The organism is Pantoea sp. B270, from assembly GCF_018726825.1.
Taxonomy (GTDB): Bacteria; Pseudomonadota; Gammaproteobacteria; order Enterobacterales; family Enterobacteriaceae; genus Pantoea; species Pantoea dispersa.
The window spans coordinates 73,838-96,796 of the sequence record NZ_JAHCSX010000005.1; the positions used below are offsets into that span (position 1 = coordinate 73,838).

General features: G+C 59.9%; 30 protein-coding genes. 2 read left to right on the forward strand and 28 right to left on the reverse strand.

Annotation, left to right across the window (positions count from 1 at the left end):
• Positions 1 to 3: 3 nt before the first annotated feature.
• From traF to KOL70_RS23475, 21 genes are all read right to left on the reverse strand, one after another.
• Entirely contained in the window at positions 4 to 801 is a 798-nt protein-coding gene (gene traF / locus KOL70_RS23375; RefSeq protein WP_125311101.1) for a type-F conjugative transfer system pilin assembly protein TraF, read from the reverse strand.
• A complete protein-coding gene (gene traN, locus KOL70_RS23380) occupies positions 798 to 2,666 on the reverse strand; it encodes a type-F conjugative transfer system mating-pair stabilization protein TraN (RefSeq protein WP_215481765.1) in 1,869 nt (622 codons plus the stop codon). The genes traF and traN overlap by 4 nt, the downstream gene beginning before the upstream one ends.
• Positions 2,663 to 3,289, reverse strand: coding sequence for a type-F conjugative transfer system pilin assembly protein TrbC (gene trbC, locus KOL70_RS23385; protein WP_215481766.1), 627 nt, complete (start codon positions 3,287 to 3,289; stop codon positions 2,663 to 2,665). The genes traN and trbC overlap by 4 nt, the downstream gene beginning before the upstream one ends.
• Positions 3,290 to 3,298: 9 nt before the next feature.
• The gene (traU, locus tag KOL70_RS23390; protein ID WP_211725936.1) at positions 3,299 to 4,291 is read right to left on the reverse strand and encodes a conjugal transfer pilus assembly protein TraU; all 993 of its coding nucleotides are present in this window, start codon (positions 4,289 to 4,291) and stop codon (positions 3,299 to 3,301) included.
• Positions 4,288 to 4,629 carry a hypothetical protein gene (locus KOL70_RS23395; RefSeq protein WP_215481767.1) on the reverse strand — a complete coding sequence of 114 codons (342 nt, stop codon included), beginning with the start codon at positions 4,627 to 4,629 and terminating at the stop codon, positions 4,288 to 4,290. Before KOL70_RS23395 ends, traU begins: the two co-directional genes overlap by 4 nt.
• A 148-nt stretch (positions 4,630 to 4,777) precedes the next feature.
• Entirely contained in the window at positions 4,778 to 5,038 is a 261-nt protein-coding gene (locus tag KOL70_RS23400; protein ID WP_215481768.1) for a hypothetical protein, read from the reverse strand.
• Between the two features lie 105 nt (positions 5,039 to 5,143).
• Positions 5,144 to 6,115: a hypothetical protein gene (locus tag KOL70_RS23730; protein WP_254185928.1), complete on the reverse strand. Its 972-nt coding sequence runs from the start codon at positions 6,113 to 6,115 to the stop codon at positions 5,144 to 5,146.
• Positions 6,112 to 6,735, reverse strand: a complete 624-nt coding sequence (traW, locus tag KOL70_RS23410) for a type-F conjugative transfer system protein TraW (RefSeq protein ID WP_127835201.1) — start codon at positions 6,733 to 6,735, stop codon at positions 6,112 to 6,114. Before traW ends, KOL70_RS23730 begins: the two co-directional genes overlap by 4 nt.
• A complete protein-coding gene (trbI, locus tag KOL70_RS23415) occupies positions 6,732 to 7,178 on the reverse strand; it encodes a type-F conjugative transfer system protein TrbI (protein ID WP_215481769.1) in 447 nt (148 codons plus the stop codon). The genes traW and trbI overlap by 4 nt, the downstream gene beginning before the upstream one ends.
• A gap of 15 nt (positions 7,179 to 7,193) precedes the next feature.
• A complete protein-coding gene (gene traC, locus KOL70_RS23420; protein WP_215481770.1) occupies positions 7,194 to 9,839 on the reverse strand; it encodes a type IV secretion system protein TraC in 2,646 nt (881 codons plus the stop codon).
• Positions 9,829 to 10,059, reverse strand: a complete 231-nt coding sequence (locus KOL70_RS23425) for a hypothetical protein (protein WP_215481771.1) — start codon at positions 10,057 to 10,059, stop codon at positions 9,829 to 9,831. Before KOL70_RS23425 ends, traC begins: the two co-directional genes overlap by 11 nt.
• The gene (gene traV / locus KOL70_RS23430; RefSeq protein WP_215481772.1) at positions 10,059 to 10,595 is read right to left on the reverse strand and encodes a type IV conjugative transfer system lipoprotein TraV; all 537 of its coding nucleotides are present in this window, start codon (positions 10,593 to 10,595) and stop codon (positions 10,059 to 10,061) included. Before traV ends, KOL70_RS23425 begins: the two co-directional genes overlap by 1 nt.
• A gap of 106 nt (positions 10,596 to 10,701) precedes the next feature.
• On the reverse strand, positions 10,702 to 11,073 hold the full coding sequence (locus tag KOL70_RS23435) for a hypothetical protein (protein ID WP_215481773.1): 372 nt from the start codon (positions 11,071 to 11,073) through the stop codon (positions 10,702 to 10,704).
• A gap of 114 nt (positions 11,074 to 11,187) precedes the next feature.
• Positions 11,188 to 11,367 (reverse strand): hypothetical protein, encoded by a 180-nt coding sequence (locus tag KOL70_RS23440; RefSeq protein ID WP_127835206.1) that lies wholly within the window; start codon positions 11,365 to 11,367, stop codon positions 11,188 to 11,190.
• Entirely contained in the window at positions 11,360 to 11,854 is a 495-nt protein-coding gene (locus tag KOL70_RS23445; protein ID WP_215481774.1) for a hypothetical protein, read from the reverse strand. Before KOL70_RS23445 ends, KOL70_RS23440 begins: the two co-directional genes overlap by 8 nt.
• A complete protein-coding gene (rfaH, locus tag KOL70_RS23450) occupies positions 11,851 to 12,363 on the reverse strand; it encodes a transcription/translation regulatory transformer protein RfaH (RefSeq protein WP_166720365.1) in 513 nt (170 codons plus the stop codon). The genes KOL70_RS23445 and rfaH overlap by 4 nt, the downstream gene beginning before the upstream one ends.
• A 12-nt stretch (positions 12,364 to 12,375) precedes the next feature.
• A complete protein-coding gene (gene traB / locus KOL70_RS23455; RefSeq protein ID WP_215481775.1) occupies positions 12,376 to 13,755 on the reverse strand; it encodes an F-type conjugal transfer pilus assembly protein TraB in 1,380 nt (459 codons plus the stop codon).
• Positions 13,752 to 14,486, reverse strand: a complete 735-nt coding sequence (gene traK / locus KOL70_RS23460; RefSeq protein WP_166720367.1) for an F-type conjugal transfer protein TraK — start codon at positions 14,484 to 14,486, stop codon at positions 13,752 to 13,754. Before traK ends, traB begins: the two co-directional genes overlap by 4 nt.
• 4 nt (positions 14,487 to 14,490) lie before the next feature.
• Complete coding sequence (locus tag KOL70_RS23465; RefSeq protein ID WP_215481776.1) at positions 14,491 to 15,090, reverse strand: TraE/TraK family type IV conjugative transfer system protein; 600 nt, start codon at positions 15,088 to 15,090, stop codon at positions 14,491 to 14,493.
• A gap of 44 nt (positions 15,091 to 15,134) precedes the next feature.
• Positions 15,135 to 15,437: a type IV conjugative transfer system protein TraL gene (gene traL, locus KOL70_RS23470; RefSeq protein WP_215481777.1), complete on the reverse strand. Its 303-nt coding sequence runs from the start codon at positions 15,435 to 15,437 to the stop codon at positions 15,135 to 15,137.
• 6 nt (positions 15,438 to 15,443) lie between these two features.
• Positions 15,444 to 15,848: a conjugal transfer protein TraA gene (locus tag KOL70_RS23475; RefSeq protein WP_215481778.1), complete on the reverse strand. Its 405-nt coding sequence runs from the start codon at positions 15,846 to 15,848 to the stop codon at positions 15,444 to 15,446.
• A 210-nt stretch (positions 15,849 to 16,058) separates the two neighbouring features.
• On the opposite strand from KOL70_RS23475, the gene KOL70_RS23480 reads away from it, so the two are divergent.
• Positions 16,059 to 16,664, forward strand: coding sequence for a hypothetical protein (locus KOL70_RS23480; RefSeq protein WP_215481779.1), 606 nt, complete (start codon positions 16,059 to 16,061; stop codon positions 16,662 to 16,664).
• A gap of 576 nt (positions 16,665 to 17,240) precedes the next feature.
• Here KOL70_RS23480 and KOL70_RS23485 read toward each other — a convergent pair.
• Positions 17,241 to 17,651: a relaxosome protein TraM gene (locus KOL70_RS23485; RefSeq protein ID WP_059012500.1), complete on the reverse strand. Its 411-nt coding sequence runs from the start codon at positions 17,649 to 17,651 to the stop codon at positions 17,241 to 17,243.
• A gap of 615 nt (positions 17,652 to 18,266) precedes the next feature.
• Between KOL70_RS23485 and KOL70_RS23490 the strand changes: the two genes are divergently transcribed.
• Complete coding sequence (locus tag KOL70_RS23490) at positions 18,267 to 18,800, forward strand: lytic transglycosylase domain-containing protein (protein ID WP_211726038.1); 534 nt, start codon at positions 18,267 to 18,269, stop codon at positions 18,798 to 18,800.
• Positions 18,801 to 18,822: 22 nt separating this feature from the next.
• Here the strand turns inward: KOL70_RS23490 and KOL70_RS23495 are convergent, their stop codons facing one another.
• The 6 genes from KOL70_RS23495 to KOL70_RS23520 all read right to left on the reverse strand — a co-directional run bounded on the left by KOL70_RS23495 (position 18,823) and on the right by KOL70_RS23520 (position 22,402).
• The gene (locus KOL70_RS23495; RefSeq protein ID WP_215481780.1) at positions 18,823 to 19,644 is read right to left on the reverse strand and encodes a DUF932 domain-containing protein; all 822 of its coding nucleotides are present in this window, start codon (positions 19,642 to 19,644) and stop codon (positions 18,823 to 18,825) included.
• A gap of 56 nt (positions 19,645 to 19,700) precedes the next feature.
• A complete protein-coding gene (locus KOL70_RS23500) occupies positions 19,701 to 20,015 on the reverse strand; it encodes a hypothetical protein (RefSeq protein ID WP_215481781.1) in 315 nt (104 codons plus the stop codon).
• 633 nt (positions 20,016 to 20,648) lie between these two features.
• Positions 20,649 to 21,041: a hypothetical protein gene (locus tag KOL70_RS23505; RefSeq protein ID WP_215481782.1), complete on the reverse strand. Its 393-nt coding sequence runs from the start codon at positions 21,039 to 21,041 to the stop codon at positions 20,649 to 20,651.
• Positions 21,042 to 21,240: 199 nt separating this feature from the next.
• Positions 21,241 to 21,810, reverse strand: coding sequence for a hypothetical protein (locus KOL70_RS23510; RefSeq protein WP_215481783.1), 570 nt, complete (start codon positions 21,808 to 21,810; stop codon positions 21,241 to 21,243).
• Positions 21,807 to 21,956: a succinate dehydrogenase flavoprotein subunit gene (locus tag KOL70_RS23515; RefSeq protein ID WP_215481784.1), complete on the reverse strand. Its 150-nt coding sequence runs from the start codon at positions 21,954 to 21,956 to the stop codon at positions 21,807 to 21,809. Before KOL70_RS23515 ends, KOL70_RS23510 begins: the two co-directional genes overlap by 4 nt.
• An 83-nt stretch (positions 21,957 to 22,039) precedes the next feature.
• Complete coding sequence (locus KOL70_RS23520) at positions 22,040 to 22,402, reverse strand: hypothetical protein (protein WP_215481785.1); 363 nt, start codon at positions 22,400 to 22,402, stop codon at positions 22,040 to 22,042.
• Positions 22,403 to 22,959 lie beyond the last annotated feature (557 nt).

The window sequence follows — 22,959 nt, forward strand, 5'->3', positions numbered from 1 at the left end:
TCCTCAGAAGTTAGGTTTAAAGCCGGTGGCCACGTTAAGAAAGCGCTTCGCCAGGTCATCCTGCGTCATAAAACCGTAGGCGAGCGGGCGGAAGCTTTTTGACTTCGGGTCGACCAGGAACAGCGCCGGGAAGTGGGTAATGCCCATGCGCGCGCTTTGTCCCGCGTCCTGACGGCTGTCAGGCACCTGCGGCGACACCGTGCCGTCCACGCTCACCGGTATCAGCGAGACGTGACGCAGGCGGGCAAAGTCCGCCACCACGCCCGCCATCTGCGCGTCTATCGGGTCCCCTCCCCGGTAGAAGTAGAACAGGCCATACTGCCCGGCGAGTTCGCTGATAGCCTGCGTCTGCTCGGCCTGATCGCGTGCCTGCTGCAGCGGCGCGGTGCTGTTGTAGTGCGGGTGTTCCAGGTTGTAGTCGAGATCCGGATGGTCAAGCTGCGCCACCGCGAACGACTGGCTGAACATCGAGGCCCGGTCGGTCCAGAACTTCTGCCAGCGCAGGAAGGTAGCCGTATTCTCCGCCGACGGGTGCAGGATGGCGTTGTTCAGCGCCTCCTTCGTGTAGCCTTTCAGCACGTCAGCCTGCTCGCTGGGTGACAGCCGGCTGAAGTCCGGCACCTGCGGCGCGGGCTGCGGCTTCGGCGCAGGGGGATCGGTTTTTTTCTTCGGCTCGTTGTACCAGTGCCAGCCGGTGAACGGCTCTGCGGGCGTCACGACCGCATCAGCTGACGGTGCATCGTCCGCGAGAGCCTGACAGGCGCCCGCCATCAGCAGGCAGGCAAGCACAATCTGCTTCATTTTTTTCCTCCGGTCTGCGCCTGCACCTGCGCGGCGATGCGATCTTTCGCCTGCTTCACCATCGTGGCGGAGTCAGGAATTTTCTGGTTGGCCATGAGGTCGCTGTAGAAGTCCTGGAAGTTAATCAGGTCGAAGTTAATCGCCTGCAGCTCAGGCACCGTGATGCCGCGGCAGTTGGGGGAGTCACCGCTGCCGAAGCTCACGTGCAGCTGGTCGCGGCGACCCTGCTCCTGAATGATACGGGCAAGCTTTCCGCCGAATACGCAGTAGGCCTGCTTCTTCTGCACGCATACGCCAAGCACCGCCCGGTTGCAGGCTTCACCGACCAGCACCGTGACCTTTTTGGCTTTCGCCTTGCCGATGGCCATCTCATCGCTGTTGCAGTTGGCAAGCCCGGCGCTGTTGCCCCAGCCGGTGTCGACGCAGCAGTTGGAAAAGCCCGCCATTGCCTTGCGACAGTAGAGCGCCTGACCGGTGAACGCCTTCACGTTTACCTGATCGGCTTTGACGTCATCGCCGGCCGAGGCCAGGCCGGCAAGCTTCGCCACCGCGGTATCAAAGCCGCTGTCGCCGGCGCCGTCGGTTCCGCTGCAGTCACCGGTCCGGCAGAAGTACTGACCGCCGCACAGCAGCCCTTCTGAACTGTAGGCGGTCTGGCACTGGTAAGTGTCCTGCTCGTGCAGGCAGGTGCCGCCTTCTTTCTGAGTACAGCTGCGGGCTGAGACCGTGCAGTTTTTGTTGGCCATCAGCGTGCTGCAGTTGCCGGTTGAGCTGACCGGCACGATATAGGCATCCGAGTACTGCCAGCAGGAGGCGCTCTGCGTATAGTCTTTGCCGTTCTGATTTACCGTCCGGCTCCCGCCCGGGTCGGTACACACCGTGCCTGCCGTACCGGTAGCCTTTGATTTATCGAAGCCGCAGGACTCACTCCAGACAACCTGTGAGCTGGTCGTGTCACGTTCGGCAGCCACAGGGAAAACCATCCTGAAAACATAATTGCCGTTACTGGCGGACCTGACTATCCCGTCACGCCCGGAGTCCTGGTGACCGTCAGTGTGGTAGCGTATGTATAATGAAACTATCTGGCCTTTAGTAATGCGCTGCGGTGTGAGTGCCGCCTGTCCGCTATTGTTTACCGTGATATGATCTACCGTGAGGTCGAAGGCTTTCATGGTGTACCACAGTCGATTGCCATCCTGACTGTGATAGCCTGGCGATTTGGGGTACAGGAACTCCCACGTTCCTGCGCTGACAACGCCGGACTCTGGCGCAGTGAAGTCATAGCGCACCCAGTAATCATCCAGAAGGACTGCTGTAGAATTCGCAGCGTCAAGTACGAGCTGGGTGTTAAACGTTTCCTTCGAACCCGTTACCTGAATGCTTCCGGTGCGTGCACACGTCTGCACCTGTGCCACATCCCGGTCGCAGCTGTAGTTCTCAAACACCGACTTTGACACCACTTTGGTGGTGCACTGCTGGTTCGTGCCGTCCACGATGGAGCCGCTGTTCGCCTCGGCATTTTTACCGTTCCGGATAAAGTCGGCGTTCGGGTCGATGGTCACCGCCGGGTTTTTCGTGGACGAGTCTGATATTGCCTGCCCGGCCTCGTTCTGGCTGAGTTCGGTCTGGCCTTTATCGCTGATGCCACCATCTCCGCCCTGCACCCCGCCGTAGTAGCCGCTTTGCGATGGGCTTGATGTGTAGCCCGGAATAACGGACGCCGGGTCTGTGCCTTTTGCTGCCGATGTTCCCTGACCTTTGTTCGCGCCGGCATACCCCGCACCGGCGTTATAAGCATCGCTGACGTCGTCAGCACGGGCCCCGGCGACGGAGAACAGCAGCAGGATGAGTAGCAGTCGCTTCATCGCGCGCCCTCCGCATTCTGCAGCAGCTGCGCCGCCGTGGCTGAACAGTCACCGCGCTGCCTGACCTCCTCCAGCGCCTGCTGCACCGGCAGGCTGCCGTACAGCACGTCAAATTTGCCACCGCAGGTCACAACCAGCGCAGGCACCGCCTTAATGCCGTACTGCTGATACAGGGTCGGGTCAATCTGTACGCCCGCCTGCTTATCCTTTTTCGACAGTTCAAACATCTTCTCTGCGGTCTGGCGGAAGTCGTTGTTCAGCAGCCCGCGCAGGGTAGCCGGAATGCCGAAGCGGCGGGCATCAGAGAGCATCGGCAGCAGCCCCTCCTCCGGAATGCCCAGGCTCACGAAATACACCGCGCGCGGCGTCTGCCGGGTCGCGCTGTTCTGCTCCGCCTGCGCGGCGGCAATCTCATTCTGCATCTGCGCCACCCGTCCCTGCTGCGCGTCCGGCAGGGTGATGTTCGTGCCCTGCAGCTGGCTTTTGAACAGCTCCAGCTCGCGCTGCTGCTGTTTCATGTACGTCATGTCGCTGCCGGAAATGGTGGGCTGCTCAGCCGCCTGCGTGGTCGCGCAGAGCAGCGCAGCGCTGAGGGCCAGCGCCGTAGTCAGTGGAATATTCATGCTGATTCCTTACAGGTAAACGCAGTTGCGCTTTCGCCACATGAGGTAGCCGAAGTTCTTCTTCGACGCGGGAGAGTTGTGTACCGAGCCCCACAGCTGCGTGGTCGTACCGAACGGGTGGCAGTCCGAGGGTTCGGGGTACATGTTCACCATCTGGTAGCGCCAGCGGGATTTTGGGATGATCGGGGACGGATATTCGTAGCACACCGCCACGTCCGCCCCGACCGTCTCCATCACCAGTCCCTCCCGGTGCAGCTTGAAGGCCATGCGCTCGCTGACCAGCAGCGAAGCCTCCAGCGGCGAAAACTCGTTGCTGGTATAGCCCGTGAACGGGTACATCGAGCCCTGTGCACCGGCGCACCAGAACAGCGGGTCCAGCGGCATACCCGCGGTAGAAGCGATTGAGTCAGCCGCGCAGGCGCCCTGCGCCAGCAGGTTGCTGAAGAGCGCCACTTCCGGATTCAGGATCATGGCAAGCGTGCTGTCGTTCCAGAGCGGGTCCACCTCCGAGAGGTAGGCAATGTCCATGTCGCCAGTCTGCATGCAGCCCGTACTGGTGATGATGTTGAGCCAGAAAATCAGCGGATACTTGTACCAGTGCACGTGATAGAAGCTGCCGGGCGTGGGCGCGTCGCTCTGCCCCCCGCGCCCGGTACCGGTGCGGCCGAGGTCGATTTTAAACCCGCCCATGTTCACCATCACGCCCGGCTCGCGGGTCACGTCGGTGAGCGCCAGCGGCTCCCAGAAGCCGATGGCCAGCCCCAGCCGGTAAAAAATGCCGTACGGGCACAGCTGAATGGGCGAGGCCGGGTTCGGCGTGTCCGGGTGCGCGCCGGAGGCCAGCTGAATGCTGCCGAGCGACATGGGAAACAGGCACTTCCAGCAGACGTCGCTGATCGGATTCACCCAGCGGCCGTCGCCGGCGTTGCTGGTTGCCGCCATCACCGGCTTTGCCATAATGCCCGCAGTCAGCAGGCACAGTATGAGGAGAAAGCGCTTCATGCGTCCTGTGCCTCCGCCTTTCGCCGCAGCCAGACGCACACCGGGCCGTCGTCCGTGTCGTGGATGCTGCCGGTAAACCAGCCCCCACCAGGGGGTCCGGAAGGCTGCCACTGACTGCAGTTACCGGTTTTCCGGTAGTCCGACATCATCCAGTCCGGGACGTCGTTTTCCATCCAGGTGGTCGCCGCCTGCATATGATGCGCGTTAAGCCAGGCTTCAAACTCGCCAGGCTGCGGATAATCATTGCCGTCTGCCGGCAGAAAAAAGGCCGGATGCGTCCAGCCGCCCCAACGATCGCGCACGACCGGCTTAGCCGATATTTCAGCGGGGTGTGTCATAAGAGGAAATTCCGTGGTTGCGGCAGCCGGGCTGCCGGGGTCAGACGTTAATCAGGCCTGCCTGCGGGGTGCAGGCTGAGGCGTACCGCAGCGTATGCGAGGAACGAACAGCCTGCGCAGCGCGGGGAGGAAAAGAACGTTAAGGTGATCAGAGAAAGAGAAACTTCAGCAGCAGGAGCACGCACGAGGTAACGAACGTTGCCATCAGGCATTCCAGCATCACGCTGACGGATGCAAAGCGCAGCCGCGCCGGCGTCAGGACGTCATCCGTCAGGCGCAGGCGGCGCAGCGAGCGGAAGTCAGTGACCAGCCGCCACCACAGCGTGACTACCACCAGTATCATCACGCTGATTAGCACCCCGTCTGTACAGGTCATACTCTCAGGCCAGTGCCAGTGCAGGTCCTTCATGTTGTCATCCTTTTCATGAATACCGTGTTTACCGCCGAATTCTACATCGCTTCGCCCGGTATCAGGGACAAAAAGCCAGTTTGGGTTTGAGTCATACCCCGATCCTCACGTCGTTACCGCACCGTCAGGCAGCTGGTTCACCTCACGCCTGATGACATACCAGCCGGCCGCCTCTGCGCCCTGCTGACACCAGTCCGCCCAGCTGCCCGCGTAGCCGTCCTCCGCTGCCTGCAGCTGCAAATCTTCCAGCGCCGCTTCACTCCGCAGCGGCGTAATGTGCCGCGAGCGCGCTTTCACAATTGCCCCACCCGCACGGGCCCGCACGGCGTGCGGTAACGCCACTTTTGCCCGTGCATCGGTGCCAAAGGTGTATCCTTCCGCCTCAATGGCGGCTGCGAAAGCGGCCAGCAGCTGCTGCCAGTACGCGGTTTCCTCATGCGCAAGCGCACGTGCAGCCATCGCCGGACTGCCGAACGGCGCCGGCACGGGAACCGACGTTCCGTGGCGAACGCTGAATGCATCAGCCCGATCCGCCTGCCTGGCAGTGAACACCCGCCCCACACGAACCATCACAACGGACAGCACCAGCAGCATAAGGAATAAACCGGCCGCGGGCAGATGATCCGTCAGGTCACCGAGTGCGCGAATACTCGCTGGCGAAAGCGAAATTTCCGCGCGACAAGCGGGCTCAGGCGCGGGCGCGCTCCAGACCGGCTGCACGGCTGGCGCTGCATTTTGCTGCATGGCGGGAGCCTCTGAAGATTTCCAGTCATTAACCAGTCGCGGCAGCAATTCATTCTGCATGATGCCCCCCGCCAGCACCGTCATGCCGTACTGACGCATGACCTCTCCCACGTCTTTGTCGGTGAGTGAGGCCAGTACGATGGCCGACCGGACCTCTCCGCTGCACGCCAGCAGCGTCTGCAGCGCCGCGCGCATAATCATCGACTCCGAGTACAGCGGGAACTCGGCGGTCATGCGGCGCAGCCCGGATTTGTCGTCGTCATCGAGGCGCACCTGTGCGACATGACGCTTTAACTTCTTCGGGGCCGTCTGCCCCCGTGCGTTGTGACTCATTTCAGCGCCACCTCCTCCACCTTCAGCATCCTGTCCGCGCGCGTGATGCGCACCGGCGTGTGCTCAAAGCCGAATTTTGTTGTTAACGTGCCGTACTGGTCGAAGTACACCGGCTCATCCAGCGCGATGCTGCTGTCGTGCACGTTACCGTTGACCAGAATGACCTTATAATTCTGCTGCCCGGCGAGCTGCGGCTTCAGCCACGCCATCTGCTGCGGGTTGTCGCCATCGATGAAATACAGCGTCTCGCTGAAGGCGACCTTATCCAGCGGGTTGACCCTGTCTCCCGCCCGGGCGATGACGTTGCCACGCATGTCCCGGATGGTTTCCCGCACCGTGAAGGTCGGGTCATACAGGAATGCCCTGTCCGTTTTCGCCGGCGTCAGGCCGGCCACCGGCGCGGGCCTGACGGCGTGGGCCTTCACCCGCGCCTCGGCCTCGCGCTGCAGCCGGTCAAGCTCACCGCTGTCTTTCATGCCCTGCAGGCGCTGGCCGATAAAGGCCAGCAGGTCGGGCTCGGCAATGGGAAACAGGTGGCCGATGGTGCCGAGCTCTTTCGCCTGCGCGGACCAGATAACCGCTGTGGCGAGCAGAGCAACCGCTGTGGTGAGCCGCTTCATGGCGTCGCCTGCATCTGGCGGGCGATATCGGCCTGAATCGCCGGCGTAATGTCTGTGACGCCGGCCACCACCGCGCCCTTCACCAGGATGACGCCGCCGTGCGCGGCCTGCCAGTCCGACAGGCTCGCGTCCAGCGCAGAGCCGAAGCGCTTCGTGAGCGCCGCCAGTCTCTCCTTATCCAGCGCAGACTGCGCGGTCTGCTGGCGGAAGGTGTCGATGGTGCCCTTCATGTCAAACACCACGTAGTCAGGCTGTACGGCCTGCGCAACCAGCGCGCTGACGCCGGCGCTGAGCGTGATGACCAGCGCGGCAAACGCGGCCAGCCGGACGCTACGACGGTGCAGCAGGCCGGAAACGCGCTTCACGGTTACGCCCTCACGCAATGGCTGCGCGTCCGGCGTTTCGCCCTCCACAGCGGATAAGGCGTGGATATCTTCCTGCATCGTTGATTCCTCTTTTTATACGGGGGGCAGGCAGGCCCAGCGCTCCAGCTCCTGCATCTCGGCCTGATACATGTGCGGCTCGCTGGCCAGCAGGTACGCGGCTTCCTCGCTGGTTGCGCCGGCCTTCTGCGCCTCGGTCATCCACTCGTAGTCCTCACCCGTGGTGCTGAACATCGCGCGCGTGACCGGATCGACAAATACCCGGTAAAACGAACTCTGCTCGCCCATTGAGATCATCACAGAGCTGAACCCCGTCAGGCGGGCTTTGGCAAAGCCGCGGATAATCTGCGTTTCCATCTCGGTAAACTGATCCGGACTGGCGTTGAGGTAGGTCTTGAAGGCCTTCGCTTCCTGCAGCAGCGTGATTTTGGTGGCGCTGTTATCCCAGGCCGCAGCGGCAGCGGACGATGCCGGCTTGTCGGGCAGGCCGGTAAAGTCCCTGATACCCTGCGTGATGGTGATAAACGCGCCGCGGTGGCGGCGCACCGTGCGGTAGCCGGTTTCGATAAAGCGCGCGGCGTGCGGGTTCTGCCCGCTGAACAGGCGCCAGGCCTCGTCGATGATGGCGAGCTTCTTGAGGCTGCGCGGTGAGTGGTACATCTTTTCCTGAATCGCCAGAATCAGGGAATACAGCACCGCGGACAGCAGGTGCGGGCGGCTTTCCAGACTCAGCAGCTCGAGTACCGTGAAGCGCGTTTCTCCGTCAAGCGTCGGGTTATCCGAGTTAAAGTACTCCCCGTCGCTGCCCCAGGTGCACCAGCGGTCCAGCAGCAGCACCAGCTCGTTGATGCGGCTCATGATGGTAGGCTGTTCGCCATACGCCTCCCTGACTTCCGCAGACGTCATGTAGTGCACCACGTCATCGATGCGCGCCCGGTTCTGCTTCGTCTCATATGCCGCCACCACGCCTTTCTGCAGAATGGCTTCGCTGACCTCATCCAGGTTGCCCTGCGGGCTCGCCAGTACGGTCAGCAGGCCGGTAATACCCTCCACCGACTCGGCGATGTCCGTTACGTTGGCAAACGGATTAAAGCGCAGCGTGGCACCGTCCAGGTACGCGCCGCCCGCCTGACGGCAGTAGTTTTTGTAACTCCCCCCCATGTCGATAACCCAGGCAAACCCCTGCGCATTCAGGACCTCACGCAGGATCCCCTGTATCAGGAAGCTTTTGCCCGCGCCCGACGTGCCCGTCACGCCGATGTTAAAGTTGGTCGAGCCGTTTTCCTCATCGAACATGTCAAAAAAGGCCAGCTGGTTGCGGTAGGTAGCCAGCGGTATGCCCCTCGGCGACATCTGACGCTCGGCCACTACCGGCATCAGGTTCACGGCGTTAAAGCTTTTGCAGCGCAGGGTGGCGTTCATGTGCTTCATGTCGTCCCACAGCCCCTCCTGCATCACGAACGGCAGCGAGGTCAGCCAGTTGCGCAGCTGCTGATAACGGGGTGCGGACATCTCCAGGTCATTTTTACGGAACACGTTGATGGCCGAGAGCTCACAGCGCTGCTGCCCGCTGTCGCTGTCGGGCGTAAACAGCGTCAGGTTAAGATTGAAGCTGCACATGGCAATTTCGTTGCTGGCAAGCCCCATGCGCAGGTCGCGCCACTCCTCGTAGGTGCGCTGCGTGTTGGGGAACAGCTTGCCGTAGGAGGAGTTGGCCTTCTTGCCCATGTCCTGCTCCTTACGGAACGCCTCGTTCTGGCTGCTGACCTGTTCTTCCACACAGATGGTCCAGCTCAGCAGGAACGGACAGGGGATGCCGAGATCGGGAAAGCGCATGTTCTGCAGGTTGTCGGCTGCCTGCCAGAGCGCGAACTGCTTCGGCACCTTAGTCAGCTGCATGTTCACGATGCGCGTACTGGCCATCGTGGACGCAGCGCCCTCCTCTACGGCTCTGTCACCGGCTTTTGTGGAGGTGGTCAGCCGCAGGTAATCCGGGTGCACCTCCATTTCTGTACTGGTGTCCACGCACTGGCGGTGCAGCTCCTGCTCCGGGTTCCAGTGCTCGCTGGCCGTACTGACCTGACCGGGGCGATAGTTCAGCTGCTCGCGGATGATCGACAGAAACTCCGACGCGCCCACCCGTCGCGTATCCATTGACGCGGACATCAGGGACACGCGGACGGTCTCCCGAAGTTGCGCCACCTCGTCCATCGATTTAAGGCCGCCGGTGCCGGGGTGCGCATACACCAGAAACACGCGGTAGTTGCGCAGGTAGAGCGGATATTCTCGCTCGTTGGCCAGCCCCTTCAGGGCCGATCGCTCCCAGTAGGCTTTGGTGATGGCATTGAGCTGCGGCGCCATGTCGCCCTTCCACATGTCACGGCTCAGCCCGTTCTCCAGCATGTCACCCACGCATTTGCTGGCCACCATCAGCACCGTGACCGGCGTCCTGCGCGGGAGCTTTTTGCGCATCAGGTCGTCCAGCGCCTGCACCACCTGCTGGTTTGCGCCGGCGAGCGGTGCCACCTCCAGCATAAAGCCTACCGAGCGGGTATTAATGAAGAGTTCCGATTTTTCGTCGAACTCGCGCCACGGCAGCAGGCTGGTCAGTGAGGGGTAGCTGAAGCTTTCCTGCAGCTTCTGGCGGGCAAGCTTTGCCCCGCCCTCGTCCCGGCTGCTGTTCATAATGCCGGCGAGGTGATCGATAACGTTACTGAGCATGCTGAACTCCTGCGTAAGTTGCGCGTAGCACTGTGTTCATCGCATCCCGTAACAGCAGGCTTTTGCCTGCGCCGGTGTCGGCGCAGATGAAAATATGCCCCGATGAAACATCCGCCTGCAGCAGACTGATACCGGGCCAGAGCCGGTGATGCAGTGCGGCCGCAGACGATGCGGGCACCCGCTGCTCATGCGCGGAACGGAAAGAAAAGCGTTTTTTCATTACTCCCCCTCTCTGATAACCCGGAAATCTTCGTCCCAGCGTGATTTCTGCTTAACGAATTCCACCACGGCGGGCTGATGGAAGCTGTCCTGCTCGTCGACCCACGGCGCGATCCACAGGCGCTGCGTCGCGTCAGGAATGCGGCGGGCGTCTACCTGTCCCGGTCCGCTGTAATCACCCGGTACCACCGGTGTTGCTGCGCGAACCGGCACCGTGGATGCACGGAGACTGTCTGCGCTCAGCGCCTGCCCGGAGACAGGACGGGGAGTCAGCGTCGCCACGCTCACGGGGCGGTAAGGATTAACGGCGGGCTTCACATTGCCGGGCGTCGCCAGCGCCTCAGCGGCAGGCTTTGGGCCGGCCTCCTTCTGCGCGGTCAGGTCGTCGAGGCTTTTTCCTTTTGATGCCAGTTTGCTGGCCTCAGACATCGACAGGCACTGGTCCGTGGCGGTTTTGTTACAGTCAAAGTCAGAGTTCATGCCGGCGCAGCCGGTCAGCGCCGCGCACAGCAGTGCGCACGCAAAAAGTTTTTGCATGGGGGGTATCCTCAGTGGCGGCCTGGCCGCAGCGGTATTAAAAGTGAGTGGTGTGGGTTAAACGAATGGTGCGGGTTGCCCTGGTGAAGGCACAAAAATTCGCGATTCAGTCTGTATGCTTCTTTTTCATAAAGGTTTGCACCATCTGCAGGTCCTTAAGCGCATCCTCGCTCATAACGCGATGTCTGCTGGCAGCGGGTACGTTTTTTACCGGTGCTTTTATGTGTGCCCAGACGTCTGCGCGCGGTGTGCCCGGTGAAACCTGGCGAATGACGTCAGCAATGTACGCCGCCAGCCGCTCAATCGTGACGTCAGCGAGTGCGGGTACGTGCCCGGAATTCTCTGCCAGCGGGCGAATTGCCGCATCCGGAACCGGTCGGGTATTAAGTCTTTCAAGCCGGAACACCATATTGCCGGCGGGATGCGTCACGCGGATGAGCAGCGCTTCCGGCGGGGTGACTTTTTTATCAGGAACCATAGGCACCTCAGATTAAGCGATAAGGTTAAAGAACCAAGCCGGAAAGGTGGAGCAGCAGCGCCGCACTGGCCAGACAGGCGCTGGCGGCACTCGCGATGGCCAGCCGCTGGAAGCTCAGCTGCATACGGCCTCCGTCTGAGTACTGTCTGCGGCCAGACGGTGCTGAATCACCTCGATTTCGGTGAGCAGCGCCGCGAGCCTGCAGCTGCTGGCCTGCGTCTTCCACGCTTTACGGTAGCGGAGCTGCAGCGCGCAGAGCCGGATACGCTGCTCCCGGCGGGTGCGTTTATTCATGATGGCTCCTGCAGTCAGATTCCCCGCGCTCATCCCGTTCACGCTCAGTGAAAGCAAAAGTCCGCCGCCGGGCGGGCGTCGTGAAGGTCTGCATCTCTTTATCAAGCCAGCAGGCAAGCATGGGGACCGAAATAAATCCTGCCTCAACCACCACCTGCTGCAGTTCACGCCAGGCCGTGACGTCCCGATAGGGATAGACCGCCAGCCTTCGGGCAATCAGGTCCTGCCAGTTAAGCGGCTCCCGCAGCCGCATGACAACGGCGGCAGCCACAACAACGGCGGGCAGCACCATCAGCCAGCCGGCCCAGACCCGCCCATGATAAGAGTAATCGCCCCAGAGCACGGCCAGTACCGCCAATGCCAGTATGCAGACAACCAGCGTGTCGGCATAAGGCGATTGGCCGTGCTTCCAGCTGGCCACCATGACCCGTATCTCTCCCAGCTGACGGCGCCGGCGTTTTTCATCGGATAAGCGTGTCCTGATCATGCCGCCTCCCCGCGCGCGGTGATGTGAAAGCGCATATGGCTTTCCACCGGCACGCGCACCTGGCGGTTCATCAGGGTCAGGAGCAGAATGGCGCGCTTTGTACCATCCGGTTCACACCACACCGCCTCCAGCCCCTCGAATGCCCCGTCCTCAATCATCACGCGGTCACCGTTCACCGGCGCGTCCGTGGTAAGCGGCACGCCCTCCCAGCCGGTCTCCAGCTGCGCGATGACGCGGTCGGGCACCACCGCCGGCAGGCCGCCAAAGCTGATGAGCGTGGAAATCCCCCGCGTGCCCTTGATGGCGGTGGTGTGCACCACCTCCGGATCGAAGCGCACGAACAGGTAGCCCGGAAAGAGCGGCTGCGGCGTCACGCCGCGCACCCTGCCGTTGCGCAGCCGGACGCGGGAAAACACCGGCAGCAGGCAGGTGACGCCCTGACCCTGCAGCTGTTGACAGGCGTACTTCTCCTGCGCCCACTTTGTCTGTGCCACGTACCAGTTTTCCATCGCTCACTCCTGTCAGTTAATGGTGTCGCCGAGGCGCAGCTGGCTGGCCTGACGCAGAACTTCATCGGGGTTTAACACCGGGGCGCTGTTGCTGCCGCCGGTGCTGACCGGCTGGTTCGCTGCGGTCTGCTGCACCACCGGCTGCGGTGCCTCTTTCTGTGCCTTTTCGGCATCAGCGTCTTCTATGGTTTCCAGCCTGAAGCCCTTCTGGAACACCACGGTTACGGCGTTGCCGGCACCGATATCAATCACCGGGTGGTACTGCTCGGCGCGCTTAATCCAGTACTGGCTCAGCGTGTCCGCCGCCTTGCTGGCACCGCCGCCGAAGCCCTGTTTAAGAATGTCACCGGCACCGACAGAGGCACTTGCACCGAGTCCTACCGTCGGCGTGGCGGCAGACTTGATGCCCTCGCCGAAGCCCGACAGCAGGCCGGCCGCGCCGGCGTTGGCGATGATGGCGCCGTTACGCATCACCGGCTTACCGCGGATGCCTACCTTGCCCTGGAAGGACACGTGACCGTCGAACGGCATGTCGATATGCTTGCCGTTCTTCAGGATGCAGCTGATGTTATGGGTGCGCACCTCGCCGCGCTCGCTGGAGATATCGCCGTACATCTCTCCGGTGACGCGGCACTGGTCCATGTTCCAGGTCTTGCCGTTGGGCATGGAGACGTCACCAAGCAGGGTAATGACCACCGGCGAGGTATTCTGCTGGCCGGTCACGCTGGCGTTGGCGTCAGCGCCCTCAATCATCACCGCCTCAGAGAAGGAGCCGGAGGGGATCCAGGGCAGCTTCGTCTTTTTGTCGGTGAGCGCGGCGTAAGTGAAGGTGTCGCGGCTCAGACCGCCCGGGCGCACCGTGCCGGCGCCAGGGTAGAACCCCTGCCCCTGCGCGGGATAGAACTGACTGCCCTGCCCGGCAGCCGGTCCGCCGCCGGGATTGCTGATGCTCCACTGCGCCGGACCGGACTGTCCGGCCGGGACGGGGCCATTCGCCGGTGAAGTGCTGGCTGGCTGCGAGGCGGCAGGCGCCTTACTCCCCTGCGCCTGCTGCGTCTGCAGCTGCGTGATGGCGTCGGCCATTGTGCTGAGCTGCTTTTTGAGCTCGTCGTTCTGGCTTTTAAGCGTGCTGGTCAGCGTGCCGAGGTCGCGCTCAAGCCCCGCAGTCTTGTTCTGCTGCTGCTGCAGCGCCGCAGTGGCCACACCATCGGTAAAGGAGGTGTTTATCAGGCCGCCGGTCAGGTTCGGCGCGGCCTTAGGTGCGGGCTTGTTCAGCTCCGCCTGATGGTGCGAGTACGCCCAGATGCCGCCGCCCACCGCCAGCATGACCGCGGCGGAGACGCTGGCAATCACCCACTGTCGGCGGCGCGTGGCGGTATTGATGTTGCTCATGAGCCGCCCTCCGCGTCAGTGGAGAAAATCACCCACACGAAGCCCTCGCCGTTTGCATAAAGCGTGCGGGTTGAAAGCATCACCGCGCGCACGCCCTTCTGCCAGAACTGCTTTTCGCTGAGCGCCCGCGTCACGTAGCCGGTGTTTTTCATGCGGTAGCGCATCACGCGCAGGTGCGAGCCGGCCAGCTGGCGCTCCGGCGTCAGCTGCACGCCCGAGGGTGGGTTATACGCCGGGCCGCGCGAGACTTTCACCTCGGTGTAGTTCTCCGGCACGTCGCCGTTCACGATGCTGCGGGCAACGCTCACCAGCGTTTTCTGGAAGGGCTGGCTTTCCTCCCACACCTTCGCGTCCGGGTTGGGCTTCAGCGGCACGTCCGCCGGAATCAGATGCAGCGTGCGGCCGTTGCCGGGTTTCGGTGAGACGTCAATCGAGACGCCGACGCCCCCGGCGGTTTCCAGGAACAGGGTGAAGTCCTGCCCGGTCAGCGGCGTAATCAGCAGCGCGCCGTCGGCGGTGGTGGCCTTCGTGTAGGCGTTATCCGGACCAGTCACGGCGGTGATGAGCTCGCCGTCGATGATGATTTTGTTGGGGCTGGTATTGCTCATCTGCGCCTTCAGGTGCGCGTTGTTCTCAAACATGGTTCCGGCCGGGCCGGGCACCGCGGCCTGTGCGGCGGGCAGCAGCGCCAGCGCGCCGGCCACGGCGATGGCGGAAAGGGTCATTTTCATGGGGTCAGTCCTGTTGCGGGCGGCGTTCAGGTTGGGTCCAGGGCACCTCGGGGAAGGCCGTCAGGCGGATAAGGCCGTCCACGTAGTGCACGCTAAGCCGGTAGGCTTTATGCGAATCCGGAAGTGATATCTTCAGGTTGCCGTTGGTGGTGCTGGCGCTCAGCGTGCCCTGCGCAATGACGTCGCCGGTGGTGGTGTCGGTCATTTCGTCATCGATGCGGAACACAGAGGAGACGCCGTTCTTTTTGATGTACTCAGCTTCGGCGGCGAGCTGCTTTTTCAGGTCGTCACGGTATTCAGCGGGAACGAAGCGCAGCAGGGCGGCGTGCTGGCTGTCCACGGTTTCCGGCGTGACGGACAGGCGCAGGTTAATGAAAGAGCGCACCAGCATGCTGTTTAAGGCCGCGTCTCCGGAGGCGGAACCGGAGGTGAACGGGCGGTCAAACATCATCGGGGTAGTGATGGTCCTCTGCGTTTTCGCAAAGTGCCACGCCAGCGCGCCGGTGACGACGGTGCTGGCAGCGAGAATAAACACGAGCAGCGAAAGCGCGCACAGGGCAAGAATGATTACCCGGTTGCGCCCTTCCCGGACCTGATACTTCATAGCGTTATCCTTTTAATAAGCGCCACCCGAAGGCGGCGCGCGGGTTACTGCATCCAGTGCCGGTTACTCGAGTCAGGCACGCGGCGGAACTGCAGCCGGAGCAGCGCGGTGGGCAGGTACCAGTAAAGAAGGTTCATGAGCCACCAGGTGCCCTGCCCCTTCTTCAGGTGGCGGACCAGCAGCCAGAGCGCGGCGGCCACAATGAGCATGATGATGAACATGTCGCAGAGCAGGCCGATGCCGGCGCACGCAAGGATGAGCACGGCCTCCTCTGTGGGGAGTCCGATAAGGCGTTTCTGCTCATTGAGGGTTTCCGGGAACTGGTACTGAAGCGATTCCCTGTCCATACGGGATTAGCCGGCCAGGGAGAAGAGCGTGCGGGTAACAACAACAAGAAAAGCCAGGCCGCCCACGAACAGCGCCGGGTTACGGGTTTTGATGAAGGTGATTATGGAAATGACGACTTCGGCCATGTACAGCCCCCACTCAACGGTGCTGCCGTGACCAAACGTATCTTTGGCGTCCTGCTTCTGACCGGACAGCAGGTCCTCTGCGCGCACAAGGTGCGGCAGCGCGAGGGCCAGCACGACCAGCGCCAGCAGCAGTACGTTCGCACGGTGGCGATAACCATATGCATACATCTGGCTAAAGGCGCGGCGGGTGATGCCGATAAGTCCCTCTGGCGCCGCCCCGCTTAGCGTCGCGCAGGCTTCCGCAGCCCCCTGCACCGGTGCAGGGTGTGAAGTGACAACTTTCATGTATAAAACCCTCGATTTGAGTTAAAGAAATGTCAGTGTGCGTAAACAGACGTAACGCGCCGTAAGTGTACATTTTCTCAAAAAAAAAAAATCTGTGACGCAAGTCACACTTTTAAAGTCTCTCACGCTCCTTTTTAGGATTATTCCTGAAAGGGCGTGGCGTACGCTTGCTGCCTGTCCAGGGTGAGCCTCGTAGGGAGGTGATAACGCATGAAAGTAAAAGAAAAGATGGCCGACGGTCGCGGACGACCACGGAAATATGCCCGCGGGGAAATGCAGTACAGGAAACTGTGGTTACCGGAGAACCTGCTGATGGAATTACGCGTGGCGGCACGCGTCCGTCGGTATACCACCAACGACGAAATCATCAGCCGGTTAATTACGTCGATGCAGTTTTCTCCGCGGCGTCACGTGATTAAAACCGACGAGGGACAGCGGCTGGTTGCGCTGGCCAGGATGTTCGATGAGTTTATTCAGTCCCGTCTGGATATTATCCGGGAAAAATGCAGGAATGATGAAGAGAAAAATACAGATAAAAAAACGTTCACCCCGGGAAAAAGCAAGGCCTTCAGCAGCAGCTTTCCGGAGAATCTGCGCCGGGACATGGAAATCAGCGCGCGGTTTAACCGCCGCAGCGTGAACATGGAAATACAGGTACGCCTGCTGGATTCGCTCAATTACTTAACGGAACAGCAGCTGCCGGAGAATGAGGAGGTAAGACGGCTGCGCGAACTGGCCATTTTATTTGACGAGTTCATTCTGGAAAAAGTCGTGGTAGCGGAGAACCCGATAGCGGGAAAAGAGACCGGGTCGTAACGGGAAAACCGGCGAGCCATAACAGCATTAAATGAAATATTTTTAATTTTAAAATCGTTTAATTATTTTCACTTCTTACCAACCGGAAGGGTGCCGCCAGCCGCTTCATCAAAACAGACGGCACCCGGCCAGTGGTTCAGGCCAGTCAAAAGGAATTCAGCGCCATTATTTATCAGCGCATTTATGAAGCTGCTTAATTCTCACTGATGATAAAAATATGCCGGTTATTTATCATTCGTCTGAATGAAGGTACCTGAATGATGCCATCCCCTGCATCATTAACAAATGGAGTTCACATCCTGGCCACATCTGAAACACACAACCTAGATTCCGTGGCAGGTAATTTCACCCATTCTTCAGGCGCTTTCTGTATGCCATGCCGGGTGCTGACTGCCACCCGGATTAAAACGGGATATCCGGAGAGCGCGCAGGGTGCAGGGGGATAAGGATACATTTGTTTTTTCTCCCCCCGCTACGCTCAGCAGCCATTCTGAGGGGGAAACTTAAACTATTTAATACTTATCCCTGACCCTTACCGTTTATTAATAAGTTTTAAAACTGTTACTCATAACGATGTCAGGCGTCAGCATGGCCGCTCTCTTCATGCCGGACAAAATGCCGGTTATCGGCATCGCTTTCAGAGCTGTCAATTTCGGCCAGGTACTGGCTCAGCAGCGTGTCTATGCGCTCGGTTCCGCCTCCTCCTGTTGCGTTAACATACAGTTCTGTCATCATGGTCAGTAATATCATAATACCTTCTTTACTGCCGCTGACTTTTCTGATGAGTTCGCGGTTAAATTCTTTCTGATTGAAGGTGTCCTCTTTGTTTTTGGCTTTATGCATAATCAGACCAAGCCGTAATAATTCATTGCACGTTGATGACAGGCTGACTTCGGCCGGGCTGGCCCCGTTCTGAATGTCCAGAAGATAAATATCCCTGATTTCCTTCTCAATTTTATCTTTGACGTAAATGCCCATTCTGCCCATTATCTTTTCTCCTGAGTGGCTTAATTAACCACCGTCATATTTTCTTTAGCGTTTCGTGCTGTGGCCGGTTTAACTGCACTATCAGACGATACCAGCACTGAGTGTGCACTTTGCTCTGGAATTCTGATTTATACAGGTAGTCGTTACCGACACCATCATGTCGTAGAGTGTGACACTGTACGACATACAATACACTGATTAAAAATCACATCTACATTCCTACGATACTGTATCGCAGGAACCTACGACAACAGGTAGTAGGAACCGACGATACACTATCGTAGCTTACGACACCATTGTGTCGTCGTTTCCTACGACAAAACAGGCACATACACCTTGCAAATAATCAATAAGTCCTCATAACACAATGAATTAAAACACAAAAACAGCAAGATAAAATCTTGCGTAGGGTGTGATGGAATTATATATCTCAAGAGCGGCTTGTTAAATAACGCTATCCTCCTGAATTCTTTATATCCCTGACGATGTTCATCACCTGCCCGTCAGCGCACCGTGCGCGTCTGTAACGAATTATCTTGCATCAGACGACCTGAGTGCGTATTTTTCACACGAACCCGCCTGGCGCTTTATGCGCATGTACGTGAGACAATAAGAATGAAATGGTTTGCAGCTTTCGGGCTTGCCGCTGTATTCAGCGTGCAGGCCGCGCCGGAAATGTGTTTCACAAAAGCTGGTCAGGATTTCGGCATTGATCCGCGCCTGCTGATGGCACATTCAATACAGGAGTCGCGCATGCGTAATAACGCCCTGAACACGAAAAGCAGCGGCGGAACGCACGACGTCTGTAATATGCAGATTAACAGCTCTCACTTTAATCAGCTGAAAAGGTTTGATATTACGCGGGAAAGGTTGCTTAAGGATCCGTGCATCTGCATTTACACCGGCGCGTGGATCGAGGCGCGCAACTTCAGGCAGTACGGCAGGAACTGGGACAGCGTCGGGATGTATAACACCGGCCCCAGCCCGAAGCTGATAAAACAGCGACGTGAATATGCGGCCATCATAAAAAGTATTTACCGCGTGCTGATCGCCCGCGATGAAGTTTACGCCGCCATGTCACAACAGAATAAAAAAACGCCCGCGCCGGAAACCTTTCTCAGCGCGGACGTCAGCACCGCATCAAAATAACCCCGGCAGCCGGGGTTAACCGTTATGATTTGAGTTTTGCAAACTCTTCCGCCATTTTCCACAGCGCCTGATTCAGCTTAATATCGCCATCAATACCCGTTACCGGGCGCGTGGTGGTTCTTTTTCCCTTTGCCGTTCTGCCGGTGATACCGCCCTTGATCAGGTTTTCCTGCACGATATTAAACGCAGTCCATAAGTCGGTGCCTTTGTCATACCAGGCGCGCGGCTGAATAATCCGCTCGGCTGTTACCGGCGGCTCTTTCCCGTCATACTTATAATCCAGCGCCAGCTGACCCAGCAGGCGGCGTTCTTCATTGTTAACCTGAATCCCTTTCATGATGTCGATGTTATTTTCAACCCTGTCGAATACACCGAGCACCTCATAAGCGCCCTCAATCACCTGTGACACGATATCGCCTTTATGCGGCACGCTGATTTCACCAAATGATTTCCAGCACACCAGGCCGTTGCTGCACACCTGCCGGAAAATACCGGGGATCATTTTATAGCTGCTGGAGCCGTCGTGGCTGTTCAGTAATACAATTTCAGGTACTTCCCCGCCGCCGTTATTATATCCCCGGCGCAGGCGGATCATGTGTTTGGTAAAGTCGCGGCGCTCCGGGTCGCGCACGCGGGACTGGCTCGCAAAATAAGGCTGAAAGCCTTCCTCGCGCAGTTTATCCAGCAGTGTAACGGTCGGAATATAGGTATAACGGTCTGAGCGCGAGTCATGTTTCTCTTCGGAAAATGCGCTCGGCACGACGCGCATTAATTCGTCATTGCTCAGCGGGTGATTTTTACGTACGGAGGTCGGGGCAGCGTAGCGGGTAGCAAAACGGACCATAATCAGATTCCTTAAATTGAGAAAGAGTGTGAAATAAATCTGTTTTCTGACCGGGATCAGTTCCCGGCCGCAGCGGCGGCGTAATACTCCCGGACGACCACAAATCCGGTGTCGTATTCCTGGACGACTGCGGGCCAGCCTTTGTGGACATAAATCTTCAGGGCTTCCGGCTCCGGGGTGGGCTCCTCAATCAGCGTCAACCCGGCCAGTACGGCACTGTGCACGCCTGCCACGCCGGTAAACTCCCCGTTCGCACGGATCCAGCGGTACAGGTCCGCAAACTGAGCCGGGCTCAGGTCGATGCTTTCCTGTCCTTTCACCCATGTTTCGGTAGATTCGGCAGCGGCGGTTTTGACGTTCTGTGTGTTCATGCTGGTTCTCCTGTTGTCGGTTGCTGAAACCATGTTTCGGTGAGTTCGTTGCGGCGAAGGGCAAAGGAGCAACGACGAAGAGAGGGCATAAAGGGGCGACGACGAAAAGTTTTTGCGGCACCACGCAAAAAGTTTTTGGCGGCGTGCACTTCACCCCTTTCTGCCTGAACCGGCGGTGCTACGACCAGCCCTCCGCAACGGACTGGCCGTAACATGCGCAGACGGGGGCGGGATAAGCAGGAATGCACCCCGGACGGCTTTGCCGGTCCGGGCCTCAGCGGCCACGGCTTTTCGTGGCCAGTGAACGCGCGGGCGCGAGCCCGCTGCAGGAGTTGACCTCAGCCATCAGCCCCTAGCCGCAGGCCCGGAACGCGGTCCCTCGCGGTCCGGCGGAGCTTGCCGGCTCTGCCGGTTAGCGGAGTAGGGCTCGACGACCCGGCTTGCCGGGGAGCCGAAGGGGGCCATGGCCCGTGACGTGTGGGTGTGTATTATTTCAGGAGGGAAATGGCAGAAGCACAGCAGCAGGAGCAAAGAGAGCAGGACAGCTCGACGTCTGTCTCACATGAGTAAGCGCACGCGACGGAAGAAAGCCGGTGCGTCAGCACAGGTTTTTTACCGGCTTAGCCGTGGGGTTTATCCCTGCGCGCGCGTCCTGATGCGGTACAGCGAAACCGCTACGATGGCCGCACCCATTATCATGGACAAAAGCGGCAGCAGCAGCCCGTGGGATGCAGAGTACAGCATGTCATCGTCTGCCGGTCCGCCCGTCGCCGGGTCAGCCAGCAGGTTCATTGCGCCCCACACGCACAGAGACACGCCGCCCACCGGAACGGCCAGCGCAAGGAGTTTCATCACTACCCAGTCACCTGCGGGCTGTGGGTGCTTTGAGGCCAGCAGGCGCGCCAGCACGAAGCACATCGCGTAGCCGCACCAGTATGTCAGGCTTATATCGACCGGTACCACGAACCGGAAGGCCAGCGCATAACCCAGGCTCAGCAGGGAACCCAGCATTAAAAAACTCATCATCGTCTCCTCGCACGCCGCGCGGTCAGGCTGCACTGAATATAATGTTCTGCAGGTGTTTTGCCACTTAAAGATGGCCGGTGCTATAGTTTTCATCGGGAACAACGGATGTTCCCCCAAAGTCAGCTGTTAAACCGCCCGGCACCGACTTAGCCGGCGGCGAAAGGAGGCAGGGGGGTCTCCTCCCCTGCCTTTTTTCGTTCTAGTCTGTGACCTTCCGGTTATAAACCACCTTCCAGTCATGGTACGCCGCGCAGTCGCGCAGCGATTCAATGCGCACCACGTTCTCCGCCACGCCGTTCATCATCAGTACGCGCTCGATGCCCGTAAACCAGTCCTCCGCCGGGTTGAGCGGGAACCACAGGTTGCTGTTGATGCCTCTCAGCAGCGGATCGTTGCAGATGTGGATACCCCGCCCGTATCGGGTTTCGCTGCCGGTCACAATCAGTTCGCCGCGCAGCTCGCGCGTGACGGCGCAGCGCGCCAGTTCTGTGGCTACGTCATCCCAGCACCACTCTTTGTCCTCCGGCACCGGCAGCTCGACGCAGCGCAGATGCTTGTTGCCCGCCCGGGCGGTGCGCTGTGCGAGCCCCAGCACCGACGGTTCGTTACTTTCGCCATCCGCACCGGTGAGCCAGAATCCGTTGTAATAAAAGGCTTCGTCGCCGTTGTCCAGGCGGATAAAGCAGAATTCGCCCAGCGCGCGCGTGATGTCGGCCTGCGTCACCTTTTGCTGCGCCGCGTCCGGGGACAGGGTGTTTTGTACGCTCATGACTGTACCTCCAGCTGCTGACGCACGGCGTGCATGAAGTGCGGCCAGCTGCTGAATGTCATTTTCGGGACGCGCACGCCGCGACCGCTGTTAAAGCCTTTTACAAACGCCTGCGCCTGTGCGACGATTTGCGGGTCAAAATTCATAACTACACCTCTAGTGTTGGTTTTGATGAGGTCGCCAGCGCTATCTGGCGACCGTTGAGAAGGCAGGGGCAACCCTGCCTTTTTTACGTCTGTGTGTCGTCGGGCTCCATGCGGAGGCTGATATCCGTCAGGCGTGCCGCCAGTGCGCCGCTCGCCCGCCCCCAGATCACCTCGCCCCGGCTGCCGAACTGCGCGTGCACGATATGACTCGCCACAATCCACGCGCTAAACGATGACAGCGGCAGTGCGCTGTCCTGCACGGTATCGGCAATCTGCTGCGCCATGTCGTGCAGTGTGAGCCGCAGGTGCTCGTGCTCCTCGCGGGCGCTGAGGCGGTGCTTTCCCAGCTCCGTCAGGGTCGCCAGACTTTCTGCCAGGCCCGGCGTCAGGCCCGGGATTTCTGACTGCGTGGCCGCCAGCGTGGCGGCGGTATACGGTTCTTTCATCGTGTCGCTCCTTTAGTCAGTTTCCGGTGTGTCATTGCCGGTTTCAGTGCACGTTCGCCACGTGCATCACATGGCCGTTCCCCCATGTTTTGGGAGATTCTGGCGTGGCGGTTTTGACGTTGACGTTGTGTGTGTTCATGGCATTTCTCCTGCTCAGGTGGGTTGTCATGTTTCGGTCGATCCAGTCGCGGCGAAGGGCAAAGGAGCAACGACGAAGAGAGGGCATAAAGGGGCGACGACGAAAAGTTTTTGCGGCACCAGGCAAAAAGTTTTTGGCGGCGTGCACTTCACCCCTTTCTGCCTGAACCGGCGGTGCTACGAACGGCCCTCCGCGCCTGGACTGACCGGAACAGGTCCGCCGCGCGCGAAAACGGCAAGAACACACCCCGGACGGCTTTGCCGGTCCGGTCCTCAGCGGCCACGGCTTTATGTGGCCAGTGAACGCGACGGCGCAGCCGTCTGCAGCCGTTGCCCCTGGATATCAGCCCGAAACCGCTCGCGGCCGAAACCCGCAGGGGTTCGGTGGCGCTTGGCGGCTTTGCCGCTTAGCGACATAG